General features: G+C 56.4%; 14 protein-coding genes. All 14 read left to right on the top strand.

Annotated features, from left to right (window positions below; all coding sequences use genetic code 11):
• Positions 1-12: 12 nt before the first annotated feature.
• The 14 genes from ftsI (at position 13) to secM (ending at position 16,982) form a co-directional block, all read left to right on the top strand.
• Positions 13-1,779 carry a peptidoglycan glycosyltransferase FtsI gene (gene ftsI, locus FD428_RS17815; RefSeq protein ID WP_012134078.1) on the top strand — a complete coding sequence of 589 codons (1,767 nt, stop codon included), beginning with the start codon at positions 13-15 and terminating at the stop codon, positions 1,777-1,779.
• Positions 1,766-3,253 carry a UDP-N-acetylmuramoyl-L-alanyl-D-glutamate--2,6-diaminopimelate ligase gene (murE, locus tag FD428_RS17810; protein WP_058668566.1) on the top strand — a complete coding sequence of 496 codons (1,488 nt, stop codon included), beginning with the start codon at positions 1,766-1,768 and terminating at the stop codon, positions 3,251-3,253. Before ftsI ends, murE begins: the two co-directional genes overlap by 14 nt.
• Complete coding sequence (gene murF, locus FD428_RS17805) at positions 3,250-4,608, top strand: UDP-N-acetylmuramoyl-tripeptide--D-alanyl-D-alanine ligase (RefSeq protein ID WP_114847959.1); 1,359 nt, start codon at positions 3,250-3,252, stop codon at positions 4,606-4,608. The genes murE and murF overlap by 4 nt, the downstream gene beginning before the upstream one ends.
• On the top strand, positions 4,602-5,684 hold the full coding sequence (gene mraY, locus FD428_RS17800; RefSeq protein WP_012134075.1) for a phospho-N-acetylmuramoyl-pentapeptide-transferase: 1,083 nt from the start codon (positions 4,602-4,604) through the stop codon (positions 5,682-5,684). The genes murF and mraY overlap by 7 nt, the downstream gene beginning before the upstream one ends.
• Positions 5,685-5,686: 2 nt before the next feature.
• Positions 5,687-7,003 carry a UDP-N-acetylmuramoyl-L-alanine--D-glutamate ligase gene (murD, locus tag FD428_RS17795; RefSeq protein ID WP_114847958.1) on the top strand — a complete coding sequence of 439 codons (1,317 nt, stop codon included), beginning with the start codon at positions 5,687-5,689 and terminating at the stop codon, positions 7,001-7,003.
• The gene (gene ftsW / locus FD428_RS17790) at positions 7,003-8,247 is read left to right on the top strand and encodes a cell division protein FtsW (RefSeq protein ID WP_024130710.1); all 1,245 of its coding nucleotides are present in this window, start codon (positions 7,003-7,005) and stop codon (positions 8,245-8,247) included. The genes murD and ftsW overlap by 1 nt, the downstream gene beginning before the upstream one ends.
• The gene (murG, locus tag FD428_RS17785; RefSeq protein ID WP_112001186.1) at positions 8,244-9,311 is read left to right on the top strand and encodes an undecaprenyldiphospho-muramoylpentapeptide beta-N-acetylglucosaminyltransferase; all 1,068 of its coding nucleotides are present in this window, start codon (positions 8,244-8,246) and stop codon (positions 9,309-9,311) included. The genes ftsW and murG overlap by 4 nt, the downstream gene beginning before the upstream one ends.
• Positions 9,312-9,363: 52 nt before the next feature.
• The gene (murC, locus tag FD428_RS17780; RefSeq protein ID WP_012134071.1) at positions 9,364-10,839 is read left to right on the top strand and encodes a UDP-N-acetylmuramate--L-alanine ligase; all 1,476 of its coding nucleotides are present in this window, start codon (positions 9,364-9,366) and stop codon (positions 10,837-10,839) included.
• On the top strand, positions 10,832-11,752 hold the full coding sequence (locus FD428_RS17775) for a D-alanine--D-alanine ligase (RefSeq protein WP_071257565.1): 921 nt from the start codon (positions 10,832-10,834) through the stop codon (positions 11,750-11,752). Before murC ends, FD428_RS17775 begins: the two co-directional genes overlap by 8 nt.
• Position 11,753: 1 nt before the next feature.
• A complete protein-coding gene (ftsQ, locus tag FD428_RS17770; RefSeq protein WP_012134069.1) occupies positions 11,754-12,584 on the top strand; it encodes a cell division protein FtsQ in 831 nt (276 codons plus the stop codon).
• Entirely contained in the window at positions 12,581-13,843 is a 1,263-nt protein-coding gene (gene ftsA / locus FD428_RS17765) for a cell division protein FtsA (RefSeq protein ID WP_003018755.1), read from the top strand. Before ftsQ ends, ftsA begins: the two co-directional genes overlap by 4 nt.
• A 61-nt stretch (positions 13,844-13,904) precedes the next feature.
• Positions 13,905-15,056: a cell division protein FtsZ gene (gene ftsZ / locus FD428_RS17760; protein ID WP_004857884.1), complete on the top strand. Its 1,152-nt coding sequence runs from the start codon at positions 13,905-13,907 to the stop codon at positions 15,054-15,056.
• A gap of 100 nt (positions 15,057-15,156) precedes the next feature.
• On the top strand, positions 15,157-16,074 hold the full coding sequence (lpxC, locus tag FD428_RS17755) for a UDP-3-O-acyl-N-acetylglucosamine deacetylase (protein ID WP_012134068.1): 918 nt from the start codon (positions 15,157-15,159) through the stop codon (positions 16,072-16,074).
• 401 nt (positions 16,075-16,475) lie between these two features.
• Positions 16,476-16,982, top strand: a complete 507-nt coding sequence (gene secM, locus FD428_RS17750) for a secA translation cis-regulator SecM (RefSeq protein WP_024130709.1) — start codon at positions 16,476-16,478, stop codon at positions 16,980-16,982.
• The last annotated feature ends 33 nt before the right edge of the window (positions 16,983-17,015 follow it).

Here is a 17,015-nt window from a genome sequence, read left to right as displayed (position 1 = left end):
TAAACGCGACGCATGAAAGCAGCGGCAAAGACGCTCAAACCAAAACGCCAGGAAGAACAAGCCAACTTTGTCAGTTGGCGTTTTGCGTTGCTGTGCGGCTGTATTCTGCTGGCGCTGGGTTTCCTGCTGGGGCGCGTGGCCTGGCTGCAAATTATTGCGCCTGACATGTTAGTGCGTCAGGGCGACATGCGCTCTTTGCGTGTACAGGAAGTCTCCACCTCTCGCGGCATGATCACCGACCGCTCTGGTCGCCCACTGGCGGTGAGCGTGCCGGTAAAAGCCATCTGGGCGGACCCGAAAGAGCTGCATGATGCAGGCGGGATCACGCTGGACAACCGCTGGAAAGCGCTGGCGGACGCGCTGAAAATGCCGCTCGACCAACTGGCGGCTCGCGTTAATGCGAACCCGAAAGGCCGCTTTATCTATCTGGCGCGTCAGGTTAACCCGGATCTCGGCGACTACATCAAAAAACTGAAGCTGCCAGGCATTCATTTGCGCGAAGAGTCCCGCCGTTACTATCCTTCCGGGGAAGTGACCGCTCACCTCATTGGCTTCACTAACGTCGATAGCCAGGGGATTGAAGGCGTCGAGAAGAGCTTCGATAAGTGGCTGACCGGCCAGCCTGGTGAACGTATTGTACGTAAAGATCGCTATGGCCGGGTTATTGAAGATATCTCTTCTACCGACAGCCAGGCCGCGCACAATCTGGCGCTGAGCATTGATGAGCGCCTGCAAGCGTTGGTCTATCGCGAACTGAACAACGCCGTGGCCTTCAACAAAGCGGAGTCAGGCAGCGCCGTGCTGGTGGATGTCAATACTGGCGAAGTGCTGGCAATGGCGAACAGCCCGTCCTACAACCCGAATAACCTGACCGGTACGCCGAAAGACGCTATGCGTAACCGCACCATCACGGACGTGTTTGAACCCGGTTCAACCGTCAAACCGATGGTGGTGATGACCGCGTTACAGCGCGGGGTCGTGCGTGAAAACACCGTGCTGAACACGGTGCCATATCGAATTAATGGTCACGAAATCAAAGACGTGGCGCGTTACAGCGAATTGACCCTGACCGGGGTTTTACAGAAGTCGAGTAACGTCGGCGTTTCTAAGCTGGCGTTAGCGATGCCGTCCTCAGCGTTAGTAGATACTTACTCACGTTTTGGGCTAGGAAAGGCGACCAATTTGGGGTTGGTCGGAGAACGCAGTGGCTTATATCCTCAAAAACAACGGTGGTCTGACATAGAGAGGGCCACCTTCTCTTTCGGCTATGGGCTAATGGTAACCCCGTTACAGTTAGCGCGAGTCTACGCAACGATTGGCAGCTACGGCGTTTATCGTCCGCTGTCGATTACCAAAGTTGATCCTCCTGTACCGGGCGAGCGCGTCTTCCCGGAAGCGACCGTTCGTACCGTCGTCCACATGATGGAAAGCGTGGCGCTGCCGGGTGGTGGTGGCGTGAAGGCGGCGATCAAAGGTTATCGCATCGCCATTAAAACCGGTACGGCGAAAAAAGTGGGGCCGGATGGCCGCTACATCAACAAATACATTGCTTATACCGCAGGCGTTGCGCCTGCGAGTCAGCCGCGCTTCGCGCTGGTGGTTGTTATCAACGATCCGCAGGCGGGTAAATACTACGGCGGCGCCGTTTCCGCGCCGGTATTCGGTGCCATTATGGGCGGCGTACTGCGCACCATGAACATCGAACCGGATGCGCTGGCAACGGGCGAAAAAAGTGAATTTGTAATTAACCAAGGCGAGGGAACAGGTGGCAGATCGTAATTTGCGCGACCTTCTCGCTCCGTGGGTGCCTGGCGCACCGGAGCGAGCACTGCGGGAGATGACACTCGACAGCCGTGTGGCTGCATCGGGCGATCTCTTTGTGGCAGTGGTGGGTCATCAGGCGGACGGGCGTCGATATATCCCGCAGGCGATAGCGCAAGGTGTGGCTGCCATTATTGCAGAGGCCAAAGATGAGGCGACCGACGGGGAAATCCGTGAAATGCACGGTGTGCCGGTTATCTATCTGAGCCAGCTCAACGAGCGTTTATCTGCACTGGCGGGCCGCTTCTACCACGAGCCATCTGAACATATGCGTCTGGTCGGCGTGACCGGAACGAACGGAAAAACCACCACCACGCAACTGCTGGCGCAGTGGAGCCAGCTGCTTGGCGAAACCAGCGCGGTAATGGGAACGGTGGGTAATGGCCTGTTGGGCAAAGTGATCCCGACGGAGAACACAACCGGTTCCGCCGTTGACGTACAGCATGTGCTGGCCGGTCTGGTCGAGCAGGGCGCAACATTCGGTGCAATGGAAGTCTCTTCCCACGGTCTGGTGCAGCACCGGGTCGCCGCGCTGAAATTTGCCGCCTCTGTTTTCACGAATTTAAGCCGCGATCACCTTGATTATCACGGTGACATGGAACATTACGAAGCGGCGAAATGGATGCTCTATTCAACGCACCATTACGGCGAGGCTATCGTCAATGCCGATGATGAAGTCGGACGCCGATGGCTGGTGAGGTTGCCGGATGCCGTTGCGGTCTCGATGGAGGATCATATCAACCCGAACTGCCACGGACGTTGGCTGAAAGCGGTTGAGGTGAAGTACCACGATAGCGGCGCGACGATCCGTTTCGACTCCAGTTGGGGCGAAGGCGAGATTGAAAGCCGTCTGATGGGCGCGTTTAACGTCAGCAACCTGCTGCTGGCGCTGGCAACGTTGCTGGCGCTTGGCTATCCCCTGGCGGATCTGCTGAAAACCGCCCCCCGACTGCAACCGGTTTGCGGGCGGATGGAGGTGTTCAGCGCGCCGGGCAAAACCACGGTGGTGGTCGATTACGCCCACACGCCGGATGCGCTGGAAAAAGCGTTGCAGGCTGCGCGGTTGCACTGTACTGGTCAACTGTGGTGCGTCTTTGGCTGCGGCGGCGATCGCGATAAAGGTAAACGTCCGCTGATGGGGGCGATTGCCGAAGAGTTCGCGGACGTGGTGGTCGTGACGGACGATAACCCACGCACCGAAGAGCCGCGCGCGATCATTAACGACATTCTGGCGGGTATGCTGGATGCCGGGCACGCGAAAGTGATGGAAGGCCGCGCGGAGGCGGTGACCTGCGCCATTATGCAGGCGAAAGAAAACGACGTGGTTCTGGTCGCGGGTAAAGGGCATGAGGATTACCAGATTGTCGGTACTCAGCGCCTTGATTACTCCGACCGCGTGACGGCTGCGCGTCTGCTGGGGGTGATTGCATGATTAGCGTAACGCTCAGCCAACTGGCCGGTATTCTGCACGGCGAATTACAGGGCGCAGACCTGACGATTGACGCGGTCACGACTGATACGCGTAAAGTGACGCCGGGCTGCCTGTTTGTGGCGCTGAAAGGCGAGCGTTTCGACGCCCATGATTTTGCGGATAACGCGAAAGAGGGCGGCGCCGGTGCGCTGCTGGTGAGTCGCCCGCTGGATTGCGATCTGCCGCAGCTGATCGTCAAAGATACGCGGCTGGCCTTCGGCGAACTGGCCGCATGGGTTCGGGCGCAGGTTCCCGCTCGCGTCGTGGCGTTAACCGGCTCCTCCGGCAAAACATCCGTTAAAGAGATGACCGCCGCCATTCTGAGTCAGTGTGGCAACACCTTATACACCGCGGGCAACCTGAATAACGATATCGGCGTACCGATGACGTTGCTGCGGTTAAACAACGATTATGACTATGCCGTCATTGAGTTAGGCGCCAATCACCAGGGCGAAATTGCCTGGACCGTCGGTCTGACGCGTCCTGAAGCGGCACTGGTTAATAATCTGGCGGCAGCGCACCTGGAAGGATTCGGTTCGCTGGCGGGCGTGGTGAAAGCGAAAGGCGAAATCTATACCGGCTTGCCGGTGAATGGGATCGCCATTATGAACGCCGATAACAACGACTGGCTGAACTGGCAGGGCATTATTGGCGATCGCAAAGTGTGGCGTTTTTCACCGAATGCCGCCAACAGCGATTTTACCGCGACCAATATCCATGTGACCTCGCACGGTACGGAATTCACGCTGCAAACGCCGACGGGCGACATTGACGTCCTGCTGCCGCTGCCTGGTCGTCACAATATTGCGAACGCGCTGGCGGCGGCTGCGCTGTCGATGGCGGTAGGGGCTACCCTTGACGCCATTAAAACCGGTCTGGCGAACCTGAAAGCTGTGCCGGGGCGCCTGTTCCCCATCCAGTTGAATGACAACCAGCTGTTACTTGATGACTCCTATAACGCCAACGTCGGTTCGATGACTGCCGCTGTGCAGGTGCTGTCTGAAATGCCGGGCTACCGGGTGCTGGTGGTCGGCGATATGGCGGAGCTGGGCGCGGAAAGCGAAGCATGCCATGTTCAGGTCGGTGAAGCGGCAAAAGCGGCGGGTATCGACAGCGTGCTGAGTACAGGAAAACTGAGTCAGGCGATCGGCAATGCCAGCGGCGTTGGCGAACATTTTGCGGATAAATCGGCTCTGGTCGCGCGTCTTAACACGCTGATTGCGGAGCATCAGATTATTACCATTTTAGTGAAGGGTTCACGTAGTGCCGCCATGGAAGAGGTAGTACGCGCATTACAGGAGAATGGAACATGTTAGTTTGGCTGGCCGAACATTTGGTCAAATATTATTCCGGCTTTAACGTCTTTTCCTATCTGACGTTTCGCGCCATCGTCAGCCTGCTGACCGCGCTGTTCATCTCCTTGTGGATGGGCCCGCGTATGATTGCCCGCTTACAAAAATTGTCTTTTGGCCAGGTCGTGCGTAATGACGGCCCGGAATCGCACTTTAGCAAGCGCGGTACGCCGACAATGGGCGGGATTATGATTCTGACGGCGATTGTGGTCTCCGTCCTGCTGTGGGCTTACCCGTCTAACCCGTACGTCTGGTGCGTGCTGGTGGTGCTGGTGGGCTACGGCATTATTGGTTTTGTCGATGATTATCGCAAAGTGGTGCGTAAAGACACCAAAGGGCTGATTGCTCGCTGGAAATATTTCTGGATGTCGGTGATTGCGCTGGGCGTGGCGTTCGCGCTGTATCTGGCAGGGAAAGACACGCCGGCCACCGAACTGGTGGTGCCGTTCTTTAAAGACGTGATGCCGCAACTGGGTCTGTTCTACGTGCTGCTGGCGTACTTCGTGATCGTCGGAACGGGCAACGCGGTTAACCTGACCGATGGCCTGGACGGCCTGGCGATTATGCCGACCGTATTCGTCGCCGCCGGTTTTGCGCTGGTGGCGTGGGCAACCGGCAACATGAACTTCGCCAACTACCTGCATATTCCGTACTTACGTCATGCCGGTGAACTGGTGATTGTCTGTACGGCGATTGTCGGCGCGGGCTTAGGTTTCCTGTGGTTTAACACCTATCCGGCGCAGGTCTTTATGGGAGACGTCGGGTCGCTGGCGCTGGGCGGCGCGCTGGGCATCATCGCGGTGCTGCTGCGTCAGGAGTTTTTGCTGGTGATTATGGGCGGCGTGTTTGTCGTGGAAACCCTGTCAGTCATTTTGCAGGTCGGTTCCTTTAAATTGCGCGGGCAGCGCATCTTCCGCATGGCGCCGATTCACCATCACTATGAACTGAAAGGCTGGCCGGAACCGCGCGTTATCGTGCGCTTCTGGATTATTTCGCTGATGCTGGTCCTGATTGGCCTGGCAACGCTGAAGGTACGTTAATCATGGCTGATTACCAGGGTAAAAAAGTCGTCATTATTGGTCTGGGATTGACCGGACTTTCCTGCGTGGACTTTTTCCTGGCGCGCGGCGTAACGCCGCGCGTAATGGATACCCGTGCGACGCCGTCGGGTCTGGACAAATTACCGGAAGCGGTAGAGCGTCACGTCGGCAGCCTGAATGATGACTGGCTACTGGCGGCGGATCTGATCGTCGCCAGCCCTGGTATTGCTCTGGCGCACCCTTCACTGAGCGCTGCCGCCGATGCGGGTATTGAGATTGTCGGCGATATCGAACTGTTCTGTCGCGAAGCGCAGGCGCCGATCGTGGCGATCACCGGATCGAACGGTAAAAGCACCGTGACCACGCTGGTAGGCGAGATGGCGAAAGCGGCGGGCGTGAACGTGGGCGTTGGCGGTAACATCGGTCTGCCTGCGTTGATGCTGCTGGACGCCGCTCGCGAGCTGTACGTACTGGAGCTTTCCAGCTTCCAGCTGGAAACGACATCCAGCCTACAGGCCGTTGCCGCAACCATCCTGAACGTTACCGAAGACCATATGGACCGATATCCGTTTGGTCTGCAACAGTATCGCGCGGCAAAACTGCGCGTGTATGAGAATGCGAAAGTTTGCGTGGTGAATGCCGATGACGCGCTGACCATGCCGGTACGCGGCGCGGATGCGCGTTGCGTCAGTTTTGGCGTCAACATGGGGGATTATCACCTCAATCGCCAGCAGGGCGAGACCTGGCTGCGGGTGAAGGGTGAAAAAGTGTTGAACGTGAAAGAGATGAAGCTTTCCGGCCAGCACAACTACACCAATGCGCTGGCGGCGCTGGCGCTGGCCGATGCGGCGGGTTTACCGCGCGCCAGCAGCCTGAAAGCGTTGACGACCTTTACCGGCCTGGCGCATCGCTTCCAGCTGGCGCTGGAGCATAACGGCGTGCGCTGGATTAATGACTCCAAAGCCACCAACGTAGGCAGCACGGAAGCGGCGCTGAATGGCCTGCACGTAGACGGTACGCTGCACCTGCTGCTCGGCGGCGATGGTAAATCGGCGGACTTCTCTTCGCTCACCCGTTACCTGGGCGGCGATCGCGTTCGCCTGTACTGCTTTGGTCGTGATGGCGCGCAGCTGGCGGCGCTGCGCCCGGAAATCGCAGAACAAACTGAGACGATGGAAGAGGCGATGCGTCTGCTGGCGCCGCGTTTGCAACCGGGCGATATGGTTCTGCTGTCCCCGGCCTGCGCCAGCCTCGATCAGTTTAAGAATTTTGAGCAACGGGGCGATGCCTTTACCCGTCTGGCGAAGGAGTTAGGTTGATGCGTTTATCTCTCCCTCGCCTGAGAATGCCGCGCCTGCCGGGATTTGGAATCCTGGTATGGGTCTTTACGGCGCTTAAAGGCTGGGTGATGGCGTCGCGCGATAAAGACGACGATAGCCTGATCATGTATGACCGCACGTTGCTCTGGCTGACATTTGGCCTGGCGGCGATCGGTTTCATCATGGTGACGTCGGCGTCAATGCCTGTCGGACAACGTCTGGCGAACGATCCTTTCCTGTTTGCCAAGCGTGACGCGCTGTACATACTCCTGGCGTTTTGCCTGGCGATGATCACGCTGCGTTTACCGATGGAGTTCTGGCAAAAGTACAGCACCACGATGCTGATCGCGTCGATCATCATGTTGTTGATCGTGCTGGTGGTGGGTAGCTCAGTTAACGGGGCATCGCGTTGGATTGCGCTGGGGCCGCTGCGTATTCAGCCTGCGGAATTTACCAAACTGTCGCTGTTCTGCTACCTCGCCAACTATCTGGTGCGCAAAGTTGATGAAGTGCGTAATAACCTGCGCGGCTTCTTAAAACCGATGGGCGTGATTCTGGTGCTGGCGATTTTGCTGCTGGCGCAGCCCGATCTCGGGACGGTGGTGGTGCTGTTCGTTACCACGCTGGCGATGCTGTTTCTCGCCGGGGCGAAGTTATGGCAGTTCATTGCCATCATCGGCATGGGGATATCGGCGGTGATCCTGCTGATCCTCGCCGAACCGTATCGTATTCGCCGTGTGACCTCTTTCTGGAACCCCTGGGAAGATCCGTTTGGCAGCGGCTACCAGCTGACGCAATCCCTGATGGCATTTGGCCGTGGTGAGATGTGGGGGCAGGGGCTGGGGAACTCGGTACAAAAACTGGAGTATCTGCCGGAAGCGCATACTGACTTCATCTTCGCCATTATTGGGGAAGAACTGGGTTATATCGGTGTGGTACTGGCGCTTTTAATGGTATTCTTCGTCGCTTTTCGCGCGATGTCGATTGGCCGTAAGGCGCTGGAGATTGATCACCGTTTTTCAGGATTCCTGGCCTGCTCGATTGGAATCTGGTTCAGCTTCCAGGCGCTGGTCAACGTCGGCGCGGCGGCAGGCATGCTGCCAACGAAGGGTCTGACGCTGCCGCTGATCAGTTATGGTGGTTCCAGTTTGCTGATCATGTCGACGGCCATCATGTTTTTGTTACGTATTGATTATGAAACGCGTCTGGAAAAAGCGCAGGCGTTTACACGAGGTTCACGATGAGTGGTCAACCGAAGCGGTTAATGGTGATGGCGGGCGGTACTGGCGGACATGTGTTCCCAGGACTGGCCGTCGCGCACCATTTAATGGACCAGGGCTGGCAAGTACGCTGGCTCGGAACCGCCGATCGTATGGAAGCGGATTTAGTGCCGAAGCATGGCATTGAGATTGATTTTATTCGCATTTCCGGTTTGCGCGGAAAAGGCGTGAAAGCGCTGCTGGCGGCACCGCTGCGTATTTTTAACGCCTGGCGTCAGGCGCGGGCGATCATGAAGCGGTTTAAGCCTGATGTGGTGCTCGGCATGGGCGGCTATGTCTCTGGCCCCGGCGGTCTGGCGGCGTGGTCGCTGGGTATTCCGGTTGTGCTGCATGAGCAAAACGGCATTGCAGGGTTGACCAATAAGTGGCTGGCGAAAATCGCCACGACGGTGATGCAGGCTTTTCCCGGCGCGTTTCCGAAAGCGGACGTGGTCGGAAACCCGGTACGTACTGACGTACTGGCGCTCCCCTTGCCGCAAGAACGCCTGGCCGGACGTGAAGGGCCGATTCGCGTGCTGGTGGTGGGCGGCTCTCAGGGGGCGCGGGTATTAAACCAGACGCTGCCGCAGGTTGCAGCAAAACTGGGCAATACGGTCACTATCTGGCATCAAAGCGGTAAAGGCGCGCAGCAGACCGTAGAGCAGGCTTATGCCGGGGCGGGGCAACCGCAGCATAAGGTGACGGAATTTATTGATGACATGGCCGCAGCCTATGCGTGGGCGGATGTTGTCGTTTGCCGCTCTGGCGCGTTAACGGTGAGTGAAATCGCCGCCGCCGGTTTGCCCGCGCTGTTTGTGCCGTTTCAGCATAAAGACCGGCAGCAGTACTGGAATGCCCTGCCGCTGGAGAAAGCGGGGGCCGCCAAAATTTTTGAGCAGCCGCAGTTTACTGTGGATGCCGTCGCCAGCACCCTGTCCGGGTGGTCGCGAGAAACGTTATTAACCATGGCAGAACGTGCCCGCGCTGCATCCATTCCAGATGCCACCGAGCGTGTTGCAAATGAAGTGAGCCGGGCTGCCCGGGCGTAATTGTGGCGGTGCCTTTTGCACCGCATGAATTGAGAAGTGAATGGCGTAAAGAATGAATACACAACAACTGGCAAAACTGCGTTCCATCGTGCCCGAAATGCGTCGCGTTCGGCACATCCACTTTGTCGGCATCGGTGGTGCCGGTATGGGCGGTATTGCCGAAGTTCTGGCCAATGAAGGGTATCAGATCAGTGGTTCTGATTTAGCGCCGAATCCGGTTACGCAGCAACTGGCGAGCCTTGGCGCCACCATTTTCTTCAATCATCGCCCGGAAAACGTGCGCGATGCGAGCGTGGTGGTGGTTTCCAGCGCGATCTCTGCGGATAACCCGGAGATTGTCGCGGCGCATGAAGCGCGTATTCCGGTGATCCGTCGCGCGGAGATGCTGGCGGAGTTAATGCGTTTTCGTCACGGCATCGCCATTGCCGGGACGCACGGTAAAACAACGACCACCGCGATGGTCTCCAGCATTTACGCGGAAGCGGGACTGGACCCGACCTTCGTCAACGGTGGGCTGGTGAAAGCGGCGGGCGTGCATGCGCGTTTAGGCCACAGCCGTTATCTGATTGCGGAAGCGGATGAGAGCGATGCGTCGTTCCTGCATCTGCAACCGATGGTGGCGATTGTCACCAATATTGAAGCCGACCATATGGATACTTACCAGGGCGACTTCGAAAATTTGAAGCAGACCTTTATTAATTTCCTGCACAATTTGCCGTTTTATGGTCGTGCAGTGATGTGTGTTGACGATCCGGTGATCCGCGAGCTGCTGCCGCGCGTGGGCCGTCAGACCACAACTTATGGTTTTAGCGACGACGCTGACGTGCGTGTGGAAGAGTACCAGCAGGTTGGGCCGCAGGGGCATTTTACGCTGCTGCGTCAGGATAAACCTGCAATGCAGGTGACGCTGAATGCGCCGGGCCGCCACAATGCGCTGAACGCGGCGGCTGCCGTGGCGGTGGCGACCGAAGAGGGGATTGACGACGAGGCGATTCTGCGCGCGCTGGAAAGCTTCCAGGGTACCGGGCGTCGCTTCGATTTCCTCGGCGAATTCCCGCTTGAGCCGGTAAACGGTAAAGCAGGGACGGCGATGCTGGTCGATGATTACGGCCATCATCCAACGGAAGTTGACGCCACCATTAAGGCCGCGCGTGCAGGCTGGCCGGATAAAAATCTGGTGATGGTTTTCCAGCCGCACCGCTTCACGCGTACGCGCGATCTGTACGACGATTTCGCCAACGTGCTGACGCAGGTTGACGCGCTGTTAATGCTGGATGTTTACGCCGCAGGCGAAGCGCCAATTCCGGGAGCGGACAGCCGTTCGCTGTGCCGTACGATTCGCGGTCGCGGTAAAATTGACCCGATTCTGGTCTCCGATCCGGCGCAGGTTGCGCAAATGCTGGCGCCGGTATTAACCGGTAATGATTTGATTTTGGTGCAAGGCGCGGGAAATATCGGCAAAATTGCGCGCACCTTAGCTGAAATTAAACTGAAGCCGCAAACCCAGGAGGAGGAGCAACATGGCTGATAAAATCGCGGTCCTGTTGGGTGGAACCTCCGCCGAACGTGATGTTTCGCTGAATTCCGGCGCGGCGGTGCTGGCCGGGTTACGCGAAGGCGGCGTGGATGCGCATCCGATCGACCCGAAAGAGGTTGATGTCACCCTGCTGAAATCAATGGGTTTTCAGAAGGTGTTTATTGCGTTGCATGGTCGCGGCGGTGAAGATGGCACGCTGCAAGGGATGCTGGATCTGATTGGCCTGCCCTATACCGGCAGCGGGGTGATGGCTTCAGCAATCTCAATGGATAAACTGCGCAGCAAATTGCTGTGGCAGGGCGCCGGATTACCGGTTGCGCCGTGGGTGGCATTGACGCGCGCTGAGTTTGAAAAAGGGCTTAGCGACGACGCGCTAACGCAAATTTCTGCGCTGGGTTTGCCGCTGATTGTGAAGCCGAGCCGTGAAGGTTCCAGCGTCGGCATGTCGAAAGTGGTAGAAGAAAATGCTTTGCAGGCAGCATTAGCATTGGCTTTTCAGCATGATGAAGAAGTACTGATTGAGAAATGGCTCAGTGGCCCGGAATTTACGGTTGCGATACTCGGTGAAGAAATTTTACCGTCAATTCGTATCCAACCCGCCGGAACCTTCTATGATTATGAGGCGAAGTATCTCTCTGATGAGACACAATATTTCTGCCCGGCAGGTCTGGAAGAGGAACAAGAGGCTATTTTGCAGACATTGGTCCTGAAAGCGTGGACCGCGTTGGGTTGCAAAGGATGGGGCCGCATCGACGTCATGCTGGACAGCGATGGCCAGTTTTATCTGCTGGAAGCGAATACCTCGCCGGGTATGACCAGCCACAGTCTGGTGCCGATGGCGGCGCGTCAGGCGGGCATGAGCTTCTCGCAGTTGGTGGTACGAATTCTGGAGTTGGCGGACTGATATGTCGCAGGCTGCGCTGAACACGCGAAACAGTGATGAAGAGGTGTCTTCTTCACGGCGCAATAATGGAACGCGTCTTGCAGGAATACTGTTCCTGCTGACGGTGCTCTGCACCGTGTTTGTCAGCGGCTGGGTTGTGTTGGGCTGGATGGAAGACGCGCAGCGTTTGCCGTTGTCGAAACTGGTGTTGACCGGCGAGCGGCATTACACGCGCAATGATGACATCCGCCAGTCGATTCTGGCGTTGGGCGCGCCGGGTACGTTTATGACTCAGGATGTGAACATTATCCAGAGCCAGATAGAGCGTTTACCGTGGATTAAACAGGCCAGCGTCAGAAAGCAATGGCCTGATGAATTGAAGATTCATCTGGTTGAATATGTGCCGATTGCGCGTTGGAATGATCAGCATATGGTTGATGCCGAAGGCAATACCTTCAGCGTACCGGCAGAGCGAACCAGTAAACAGGTATTACCCATGTTGTATGGCCCGGAAGGCAGCGCGAGTGAAGTGTTGCAGGGGTATCGCGATATGGGGCAGGTGCTGGCTAAGGACAGATTCACCCTGAAGGAAGCGGCAATGACCGCGCGTCGTTCCTGGCAGTTGACGCTGAATAACGATATTAAGCTCAACCTCGGCAGGGGCGATACGATGAAACGTTTGGCTCGCTTTGTAGAACTTTATCCGGTTTTACAGCAGCAGGCGCAAACCGATGGCAAACGGATAAGCTACGTTGATTTGCGTTATGACTCGGGGGCGGCAGTAGGGTGGGCACCCTTACCTCCAGAGGAATCTAATCAGCAACAGAATCAGGCACAGGCAGAACAACAATGATCAAGGCGACGGACAGAAAACTGGTAGTAGGACTGGAGATTGGCACCGCGAAGGTTGCCGCTTTAGTAGGGGAAGTTCTGCCCGACGGTATGGTCAATATCATTGGCGTGGGCAGTTGCCCGTCGCGAGGTATGGATAAAGGCGGGGTGAACGACCTCGAGTCAGTGGTGAAGTGCGTACAGCGCGCCATTGACCAGGCGGAGCTGATGGCGGATTGCCAGATCTCCTCGGTGTATCTGGCGCTTTCTGGCAAGCACATTAGCTGTCAGAATGAAATTGGTATGGTGCCGATCTCCGAAGAAGAAGTGACGCAGGAAGATGTGGAAAACGTCGTGCATACCGCGAAGTCGGTGCGCGTGCGTGATGAGCATCGTGTACTGCATGTTATTCCGCAGGAATATGCGATCGATTACCAGGAAGGTATTAAGAATCCGGTTGGCCTTTCCGGCGTGCGTATGCAGGCAAAAGTGCACTTGATCACATGCCACAACGACATGGCGAAAAACATCGTTAAAGCGGTGGAACGTTGTGGCCTGAAAGTTGACCAACTCATATTTGCCGGGTTAGCGGCCAGTTACTCCGTTTTAACGGAAGATGAACGTGAACTTGGCGTCTGCGTGGTTGATATCGGTGGTGGTACAATGGATATCGCCGTTTATACTGGCGGGGCGTTGCGCCATACCAAGGTAATCCCTTACGCAGGGAATGTCGTGACCAGCGATATCGCGTATGCCTTCGGTACGCCGCCGAGCGATGCTGAAGCCATCAAAGTGCGTCACGGCTGCGCGCTGGGCTCTATCGTCGGCAAAGACGAAAGCGTTGAAGTGCCGAGCGTGGGCGGTCGTCCGCCGCGTAGTCTGCAACGTCAGACGCTTGCGGAGGTGATTGAGCCGCGTTACACCGAGCTGCTCAACCTGGTCAACGAAGAGATTTTGCAATTACAGGAACAGCTTCGCCAGCAGGGTGTGAAACATCATCTGGCGGCGGGGATTGTATTAACCGGCGGCGCGGCGCAAATTGAAGGTCTTGCTGCCTGTGCTCAGCGCGTGTTCCATACGCAAGTGCGTATTGGCGCGCCGCTGAATATTACCGGACTGACGGATTATGCCCAGGAGCCGTACTACTCAACGGCGGTGGGGCTGCTTCACTACGGGAAAGAGTCCCACTTAAGTGGCGAAGCGGAAGTGGAAAAACGTGTTACGGCATCAGTTGGCTCGTGGATCAAGCGACTTAATAGCTGGCTGCGAAAAGAGTTTTAATTTTTATGAGACCGGCGACTATTAACGGTCTCAGGCGACAGGCACAAAACGGAGAGAAACTATGTTTGAACCTATGGAACTGACCAACGACGCGGTGATTAAAGTCATCGGCGTCGGTGGCGGCGGCGGTAATGCCGTTGAACACATGGTGCGCGAGCGCATCGAAGGTGTTGAATTCTTCGCGGTGAATACCGACGCTCAGGCGTTGCGTAAGACTGCGGTTGGGCAGACCATTCAGATTGGTAGCGGCATCACCAAAGGTCTGGGCGCGGGTGCAAACCCGGAAGTCGGCCGCAATGCGGCGGACGAAGATCGTGAAGCACTGCGTGCAGCGCTTGACGGCGCAGACATGGTGTTTATCGCAGCAGGCATGGGCGGCGGTACCGGTACCGGTGCAGCGCCAGTGGTTGCGGAAGTGGCAAAAGATTTAGGTATCCTGACCGTTGCCGTGGTGACGAAGCCTTTCAACTTCGAAGGCAAGAAGCGCATGGCATTCGCGGAGCAGGGTATTACTGAGCTGTCCAAACATGTGGACTCGCTGATCACCATCCCGAACGACAAGCTGCTGAAAGTGCTGGGACGCGGTATCTCCCTGCTGGATGCGTTTGGCGCGGCGAACGACGTGCTGAAAGGCGCGGTTCAGGGTATCGCTGAGCTGATTACCCGCCCAGGTCTGATGAACGTCGACTTTGCAGACGTGCGCACCGTGATGTCCGAAATGGGCTACGCGATGATGGGCTCCGGCGTGGCAAGCGGTGAAGACCGTGCGGAAGAAGCGGCAGAAATGGCGATCTCTTCTCCGCTGCTGGAAGATATCGATCTGTCTGGCGCGCGCGGCGTGCTGGTTAACATCACTGCGGGCTTCGACCTGCGTCTGGATGAGTTCGAAACCGTTGGTAACACCATCCGTGCTTTTGCGTCGGATAACGCGACCGTGGTTATCGGTACTTCTCTGGACCCGGATATGAATGACGAACTGCGCGTCACCGTTGTGGCAACCGGTATTGGTATGGACAAGCGTCCTGAAATCACCCTGGTGACCAACAAACAGGTACAGCAGCCGGTGATGGATCGTTACCAGCAGCACGGCATGGCGCCGCTGACGCAAGAGCAGAAGCCGGTCGCAAAAGTGGTGAACGACAATACGCCGCAAACGGCAAAAGAACCGGATTATCTGGATATCCCTGCGTTCCTGCGTAAGCAAGCCGATTAAGAATTGGCTGGAATTTGGGATTCACGGCTCTTTGTGCTAAACTGGCCCACCGAATGTATAGTACACTTCGGTTGGATAGGTAATTTGGCGAGATTATACGATGATCAAACAAAGGACACTTAAACGTATCGTTCAGGCGACAGGTGTCGGTTTACATACCGGCAAGAAAGTCACCCTGACCTTACGCCCTGCGCCGGCCAACACCGGGGTCATCTATCGTCGCACCGACTTGAATCCACCGGTAGATTTCCCGGCCGATGCCAAATCTGTGCGTGATACCATGCTCTGTACGTGTCTGGTCAACGAGCATGATGTACGGATTTCAACCGTAGAGCACCTTAACGCTGCTCTGGCGGGTCTGGGTATCGATAATATCGTTATCGAAGTCGATGCGCCGGAAATCCCGATCATGGATGGCAGTGCTGCTCCGTTTGTCTACCTGCTGCTTGATGCGGGTATTGATGAGCTGAACTGCGCCAAAAAATTTGTACGCATCAAAGAGACGGTTCGCGTCGAAGATGGTGACAAGTGGGCTGAATTTAAGCCGTACAATGGTTTTACGTTGGATTTCACCATCGACTTTAACCATCCGGCGATTGATTCCAGCAGCCAGCGCTATGCGATGAACTTCTCTGCGGACGCGTTCATGCGCCAGATCAGCCGTGCGCGTACCTTCGGTTTCATGCGTGATATCGAATATTTGCAGTCCCGTGGCCTGTGCCTGGGCGGCAGCTTCGATTGTGCCATCGTTGTTGACGATTATCGCGTACTGAACGAAGACGGTCTGCGTTTTGAAGACGAATTTGTTCGTCACAAAATGCTCGACGCGATCGGTGACTTGTTCATGTGCGGTCACAACATTATTGGTGCGTTTACCGCGTATAAGTCCGGTCACGCATTGAATAACAAACTGTTGCAGGCTGTCCTGGCGAAACAGGAAGCCTGGGAATATGTGACCTTCCAGGACGACGCAGAACTGCCGTTGGCTTTCAAAGCGCCTTCGACTGTACTGGCATAATAGCTATACACAAAATCATTCAAGTTGCATCAAGACGGCAACTGAGCGAATTCCCAGGAGTGTACAACCAGTACATGACTGGGGCGAGAGAAGGCAGCCAACAAAGAGGCAGCTTGAAGGATGAAGTGTATACCTGTCGCATAAATTCGACTGGTTAATCTGGCACCCTCTCCGGCCAGGTAAGCCAGTCGTTTTTTTATCTCTTCCGTCCGGCGTTTGCCTTCGCCTTTTTCTCTGCCGCTGAACCGAAATACAGTGCGTTCGCTGCTTTCTTAAGCATTTTTATCCTCAGCGCCATGTCATTACTGCTGTAGAGCGTACGCTTTAATGGTAATATTTGTGCGCAAAAAACGTTTTGAATTCGTAAGCCCACATGCCGGGCATATCAGGGTGGCAATGACGTGAGTGGAATACTGACGCGCTGGCGACAGTTAGGTAGACGGTACTTCTGGCCGCATCTCTTATTGGGGATGGTCGCGGCTAGCTTTGGTCTGCCCGCTCTCAGTAACGCAGCCGAGCCTAATACGCCGGCGAAAGCGACCGCCAGTAACCACGATCAATCCGTTAAGGTTAACTTCAGCCAGCTCGCGCTGCTGGAGGCGAGTAACCGCCGCCCGAATTTTACCGTCGACTACTGGCATCAGCATGCGATTCGCACGGTTATCCGTCATCTCTCTTTTGCCATGGCGCCGCAAACGCTGCCGGTTGTTGAAGAGTCTTCGCCACTTCAGGCGCACCATATTGCGTTACTGAACACGCTCAGCGCGATGCTGACGCAGGAAGGCACACCGCCAACGATTGTACGTCGCGTCGCCCGTGCGCACTTTACGCCTCAGGCCTCATTTAGCGTTCCCGCCTGGATAAGTCAGGCGCAGGGAATCCGCGCTGGCCCTCAACGCCTCAGCTAAAAACAAAAAACCTTCAACTAATTATAGAGACTC

This window comes from Citrobacter sp. TBCP-5362 (assembly GCF_005406305.1).
GTDB lineage: Bacteria > Pseudomonadota > Gammaproteobacteria > Enterobacterales > Enterobacteriaceae > Citrobacter_B > Citrobacter_B koseri.
This window is presented reverse-complemented; position numbering and strand designations above follow the sequence as displayed.

Bases quoted from the DNA above. Each gene is read 5' to 3' on its own strand.
- mraY (WP_012134075.1), top strand. From the start codon at position 4,602: ATGTTAGTTTGGCTGGCCGAACATTTGGTCAAATATTATTCCGGCTTT.
- ftsQ (WP_012134069.1), top strand. From the start codon at position 11,754: ATGTCGCAGGCTGCGCTGAACACGCGAAACAGTGATGAAGAGGTGTCT.
- lpxC (WP_012134068.1), top strand. From the start codon at position 15,157: ATGATCAAACAAAGGACACTTAAACGTATCGTTCAGGCGACAGGTGTC.
- ftsA (WP_003018755.1), top strand. From the start codon at position 12,581: ATGATCAAGGCGACGGACAGAAAACTGGTAGTAGGACTGGAGATTGGC.
- murG (WP_112001186.1), top strand. From the start codon at position 8,244: ATGAGTGGTCAACCGAAGCGGTTAATGGTGATGGCGGGCGGTACTGGC.
- murF (WP_114847959.1), top strand. From the start codon at position 3,250: ATGATTAGCGTAACGCTCAGCCAACTGGCCGGTATTCTGCACGGCGAA.
- murD (WP_114847958.1), top strand. From the start codon at position 5,687: ATGGCTGATTACCAGGGTAAAAAAGTCGTCATTATTGGTCTGGGATTG.
- FD428_RS17775 (WP_071257565.1), top strand. From the start codon at position 10,832: ATGGCTGATAAAATCGCGGTCCTGTTGGGTGGAACCTCCGCCGAACGT.
- ftsW (WP_024130710.1), top strand. From the start codon at position 7,003: ATGCGTTTATCTCTCCCTCGCCTGAGAATGCCGCGCCTGCCGGGATTT.
- murC (WP_012134071.1), top strand. From the start codon at position 9,364: ATGAATACACAACAACTGGCAAAACTGCGTTCCATCGTGCCCGAAATG.
- ftsZ (WP_004857884.1), top strand. From the start codon at position 13,905: ATGTTTGAACCTATGGAACTGACCAACGACGCGGTGATTAAAGTCATC.
- ftsI (WP_012134078.1), top strand. From the start codon at position 13: ATGAAAGCAGCGGCAAAGACGCTCAAACCAAAACGCCAGGAAGAACAA.